This is a genomic window from Staphylococcus sp. 8AQ (assembly GCF_902506595.1).
GTDB classification, from domain to species: Bacteria; Bacillota; Bacilli; order Staphylococcales; family Staphylococcaceae; genus Staphylococcus; species Staphylococcus pasteuri.
The window spans coordinates 1-5,071 of record NZ_LR733872.1 but is presented as its reverse complement, the minus strand read 5'-3'; the positions used below and the strand labels follow the sequence as shown (position 1 = coordinate 5,071).

Below are 5,071 nucleotides of genomic sequence, written 5' to 3'. Positions count from 1 at the left end.
ATGCCGAGAAAATCTATTTGTCGATGAGAGCCCTTAATTAGACTAAAAGCGCCAGCGGTCGGATAGCGTCAGCTATCAAATCGACCGATGGACAGCTTTAGGATTATTAAGGAGCGCAGAATCGTCGACAAATAGAGGAATTGGAATAATGCAAAAAACTAAGTTGATTTTAATTAAAAAATTTACATTTTAAATAAAAACTGATATATTTAAATAAAAGAAAGGTGTTTTATTTAATGAATTCGGATAAAAAAACAGTAACTATAAGATTATCACCTAAGGAAATTGAGACATTGAACAGGATAAAAAATAAATATGGTATTTCTAATTCTTTACAAGTAGAGACACTGATAAAAAAATATGCAAAGCAAGAATATGGTTCATATTGATATAGAAAGGGGATATTTATGAGATTTTTCAGTAATATTTATGCTATAGTTTATTTCTTTTTGTTGTCTTTAGTTGTTTATTTTATATTTGAATTTACAAATTATAGATGGTTCGTTGGGAACGGATTCATAATATGGTTAATCTTTGTTATAATTTCATTGTTCATAATTTTTATGAATATTTTATATAAAAACAATAAAAAGGGTGAGAACAATGAAAAAGTCGATTCAAAAAACAGGTAAAGTTTTATTAGCTACAAGTATTGTGTTGACAACATTTTCAGTAGGGTCTATTGGTTTTAATCATGATAACCAAGCCCAAGCAAAAGGACACGAGAATCCAACAAATCCAAAGCCACCTAAAAATTCTAAAATAAAAACAGTTAAAGCCCATTATTCTAAAAAACAAGTTAAAAAAATCAATGATAAATTATCGACACCTAGTGGTGGTGTTGCAACAGCATTTAATTACTTTTTAGATACTACTACAAGTATCGTTGCGCCAGAATTGGGAGCATCTAAAACAGCTGTAGATATTGGTAGCGCCCAATGGAAAAAAACATATGCTAAACATTTTAAAGCAGCAGCTAAAAAGGGAACTGGATTGACAATCACATATAAAGTAGATGTTAAAAATAGAACACTTGAAGGAGTTAGTTTTAGTTCTTAGTTTTAAGTAAAAAAGCCCTTAGTAAAAGGGCTTTTTTACTACTAATTATTTGTTGAAAGAAGAGATAAAATATGAAAAAATTAGCGGTATTTTTTTTAAGTTTGATATTTGTATTGAGTGCATGTAACTCAAATAATTCGAAAGAAAGAATAACAAAAGAGAATATTAAAATAGATCCAAAAGATAGCCATTATGTTATTAAAGAAAATAGTGAGAATAAACCTCAAAAAATCAAAGTATATAAAATAAACAAAGATGGGAAAGAAGATATAACGAATAATGGAGTTACTAAAAAAGAAAATAATCATATAGAGTGGAGAGGAACTCCAGATAAGTATAAAGATATTAAATCACTTTTAGGAGATACAATTCAGTATAAAGTTTATTTTAAAGATAAAGATTCAAAACAAAAAGAATTGAATATTGAATATAAATAAAGAATAAATTTCAGTTAGACCAATTCTTGTGATAATGCTATATTAATAAAAAAATAAAAAGAAGTCGCCCACGCCCTGACCAAAGTTTGTGTGCGACAACCATTCAAAAATTAAAACATTAGTTGTTTTTTATGATTTTGTATATTTAGATATTAAACGATATTTGAATATACATCAAGATATATATTTGGATGGGCGACTTCTTGAAAATAATTTAAGGAGTCGATTTTTTATGACTAAAGAAAATCATTCAAATTACTTACAAAACAAGGGTTCAGATAAATTTTCTAAAACCGGCTACTCTAATAGCCGGTTAAACCGACATACTATGTACACCCCCGAACCAAAAATAAGTTTTGACGCTATGACAATTGTTGGAAATCTTAATAAAAATAATGCTCAAAAACTATCTGAATTTATGAGTGTTGAGCCACAAATTAGACTTTGGGATATACTTCAAACAAAATTTAAAGCTAAAGCACTTCAAGAAAAAGTCTATATTGAATATGACAAAGTAAAAGCAGATACATGGGATAGACGTAATATGCGTGTTGAATTTAATCCGAATAAACTTACGCATGAAGAAATGCTTTGGTTAAAACAAAATATTATCGACTACATGGAAGATTACGGATTTACAAGATTAGACTTAGCTTTTGATTTTGAAGATGATTTGAACGATTACTATGCAATGACTGATAAAGCAGTTAAGAAAACTATTTTTTATGGTCGTAATGGTAAACCAGAAACGAAATACTTCGGCGTTCGTGATAGTGATAGATTTATTAGAATTTATAACAAAAAACAAGAACGTAAAGATAATGCAGATGTTGAAATTAGTTCAGAGCATTTATGGCGTGTAGAAATTGAACTTAAAAGAAATATGGTTGATTACTGGAATGATTGTTTTAGTGATTTACATATATTACAACCAGATTGGAAAATCATTAAACGTATTTCCGATAGAGCAATGGTTTTTATGCTATTAAACGAGGAAGAAGAATGGGGAAAATTAGAAAGACGAACTAAAAATAAATATAAGCAATTAATTAAAGAAATATCTCCTATTGATTTAACTGATTTAATGAAATTGACTTTAAGAGAAAACGAAAAACAATTGCAAAAGCAAATTGATTTTTGGCTTTCCGATTTTAAGATTTTTAAGTGAATTAAATTTTAGGTCACGTGAGTGATCTTAAATTTAAGAACGATTAAGCAACCACATTTTTGGTTGCTGGGGTTTTGAATTTGAATTTGGTTTTGAACTATGAGTGGCTAGCATTTAGCCACTCATTTTTTGCGTTAGCAAAAACATAAGGGGAATGGGGATATCCCCATCAAGCCGGTATATTCAGAACGAAGTGGCTAGAATATACGACGCTTGCCAAACCACATAATTACTTGATAAAATCTGGCTTACCCTGTAAGCTAGATTTATATTAAGTAATTTCTTTCGAAGAAAGCGTGGTGGGATTTAATGAGCGAACAAAACAACTTTGTGGCTAGCGATGAAACTGTTGGGAAAAACCATAAACCCAACCGTAAAGAGCCGAAACAAATTAGTTTTCGTGTGAGCGAATCCGAATATTTAAAGTTAAAGCAGTCAGCTGAAACTTTAAATATGAGTGTGCCTGCTTTCGTTAAGAAAAAGGCACAAGGCAGTCGATTGGTCGCACCTAAATTTGATAAAGAAACGCGACAATCGATTGCCAAAGATTTAAGTATGTTGGGGGCAAATGTGAATCAGATTGCTAAATACTGTAATCAACATCAACATGAAGCACCGAATTATGATGGCTTGGAATATAATATCAAAGCAGTACGTGAAAGGTTAGATGAAATATGGAAAAGTCTAAATTAAGGATTTTATTGTACGGTATTTGGTATTTTATTGTGTTTTTAATATTAATGGCTATTTTATTCTTAGATTTTGATTTTAGTAACAATTTATGGTTTTTCATACCTTACTTAATTGTTTGTACTTTGGTTGGACCATTAATAAATAAAATAGCACCTAAACAGAAACGAAGTGATGATGATGGCAACAACTAAATTAGGTAATACCAAATCGGCAAGTAGAGCAATCAATTATGCAGAAAAGCGAGCAGAAGAAAAAAGTGGCTTAAATTGTGATGTAGATTATGCTAAATCGGCATTTAAACAAACTAGGGCTTTGTACGGTAAAGAAAATGGTGTTCAAGCACATACGGTAATACAATCTTTTAAACCGGGTGAAGTTACGCCAGAACAATGTAATCAATTAGGTTTGGAACTCGCAGAAAAGATTGCACCTAATCATCAAGTAGCAATCTATACACATACAGATAGAGAACATGTACACAATCATATTGTGATTAATTCAATTGACTTAGAAACAGGAAAAAAATACCAAAGTAATAAACAACAACGAGATTTTATTAAACAAACCAATGATGATATTTGTCGAGAACATGGTTTGAGTGTGCCAGAACGAAATACGGCAAAATTGAGATATACACAAGCTGAAAAATCATTAATAGAGAAAGACCAATATTCTTGGAAAGATGATTTAAGAGAAAAAATTGAAATTGCGAAAGGACATACAAGCGATTTTAAGAGCTTTTCAGAGCATTTAGAGAAATTAGGTATTGAATTTAAAGTTAGAGGCAAAAATGTCTCGTATAAGTCTGAAAATGTAAATAAATGGGTGCGTGGCAAAACACTTGGCGAAGATTATGACAAGGGGGCGTTAGAATATGAGTTTGAAAGACGAGAAAGAGAAGAAGAACGAGAATCAGAACAAGACCCAGTCGCAGCGTACACAGAACAATTCGACGTCGACTGGGACGCCGTCGAACATAACGCAGAGCAACTTAGAAAGACAAGAATTAGACGAACTGAAAAAACAAAACAAGCTCATCATCAAATATCTGACAGAGATACAAGAGAACCAGAACGCACGAGAAAACGAACAAAAACAACTCAGATCGAATTTGACAGAGGCGACGAAGGATTTTCGAGATAGTGCAATCAAGACACATAATGACTTTATAGATATACTCAAAAAGAAATTAGATAAAGTGGAAACAGACGAATTAGCTAACATCATAGGTAGAGATATTTATAAAGTGCGTGATGAAAATAAACGTATGTTGCAAGAAGTAAGAGCGTCACATGAACATTATAAAAAAAGACAAAAGCAATTATTTACAGGTATTGGAACAATGTTGTTAGTATTTATGCTTTTTGCATTAGTAATGACTATAGGTAGTGACTTCATGGATTTTATACATGTCGATATACTTCAAAAAGCCATAGCGAGTAAATTAAAAGCGTCTGAGGGCTTTATGACGTTGGTTTGGTATATTGCTTATGGATTACCTTATATTCTTGCAATAAGTGGGTTTATTTATCTTTATGAGTGGATTAGAAAGAAATTCGAAGTCTTTTTATAATTATGAGGACGCAATTATGCCGAGAAAATCTATTTGTCGATGAGAGCCCTTAATTAGACTAAAAGCGCCAGCGGTCGGATAGCGTCAGCTATCAAATCGACCGATGGACAGCTTTAGGATTATTAAGGAGCGCAGAATCGT

At 31.4% G+C, this 5,071-nt stretch carries 7 protein-coding genes; all 7 read left to right on the top strand.

The window, feature by feature from the left end; translation table 11 throughout:
- The first annotated feature begins 603 nt into the window (after window positions 1-603).
- On the top strand, window positions 604-1,059 hold the full coding sequence (locus tag GVY01_RS12190) for a hypothetical protein (RefSeq protein ID WP_002467291.1): 456 nt from the start codon (window positions 604-606) through the stop codon (window positions 1,057-1,059).
- Between the two features lie 71 nt (window positions 1,060-1,130).
- Window positions 1,131-1,496, top strand: coding sequence for a hypothetical protein (locus GVY01_RS12185; protein WP_002467287.1), 366 nt, complete (start codon window positions 1,131-1,133; stop codon window positions 1,494-1,496).
- A gap of 232 nt (window positions 1,497-1,728) precedes the next feature.
- Window positions 1,729-2,664 carry a replication initiation factor domain-containing protein gene (locus tag GVY01_RS12180; protein ID WP_002467289.1) on the top strand — a complete coding sequence of 312 codons (936 nt, stop codon included), beginning with the start codon at window positions 1,729-1,731 and terminating at the stop codon, window positions 2,662-2,664.
- A 309-nt stretch (window positions 2,665-2,973) separates the two neighbouring features.
- Window positions 2,974-3,357, top strand: a complete 384-nt coding sequence (locus tag GVY01_RS12175; RefSeq protein ID WP_002467290.1) for a plasmid mobilization protein — start codon at window positions 2,974-2,976, stop codon at window positions 3,355-3,357.
- Window positions 3,339-3,548 (top strand): hypothetical protein, encoded by a 210-nt coding sequence (locus GVY01_RS12170; protein WP_072291919.1) that lies wholly within the window; start codon window positions 3,339-3,341, stop codon window positions 3,546-3,548. The genes GVY01_RS12175 and GVY01_RS12170 overlap by 19 nt, the downstream gene beginning before the upstream one ends.
- The gene (locus tag GVY01_RS12165) at window positions 3,535-4,500 is read left to right on the top strand and encodes a relaxase/mobilization nuclease domain-containing protein (protein ID WP_002467288.1); all 966 of its coding nucleotides are present in this window, start codon (window positions 3,535-3,537) and stop codon (window positions 4,498-4,500) included. The genes GVY01_RS12170 and GVY01_RS12165 overlap by 14 nt, the downstream gene beginning before the upstream one ends.
- Window positions 4,469-4,930 carry a DUF334 domain-containing protein gene (locus GVY01_RS12160; protein WP_015298618.1) on the top strand — a complete coding sequence of 154 codons (462 nt, stop codon included), beginning with the start codon at window positions 4,469-4,471 and terminating at the stop codon, window positions 4,928-4,930. The genes GVY01_RS12165 and GVY01_RS12160 overlap by 32 nt, the downstream gene beginning before the upstream one ends.
- Window positions 4,931-5,071: the final 141 nt, after the last annotated feature.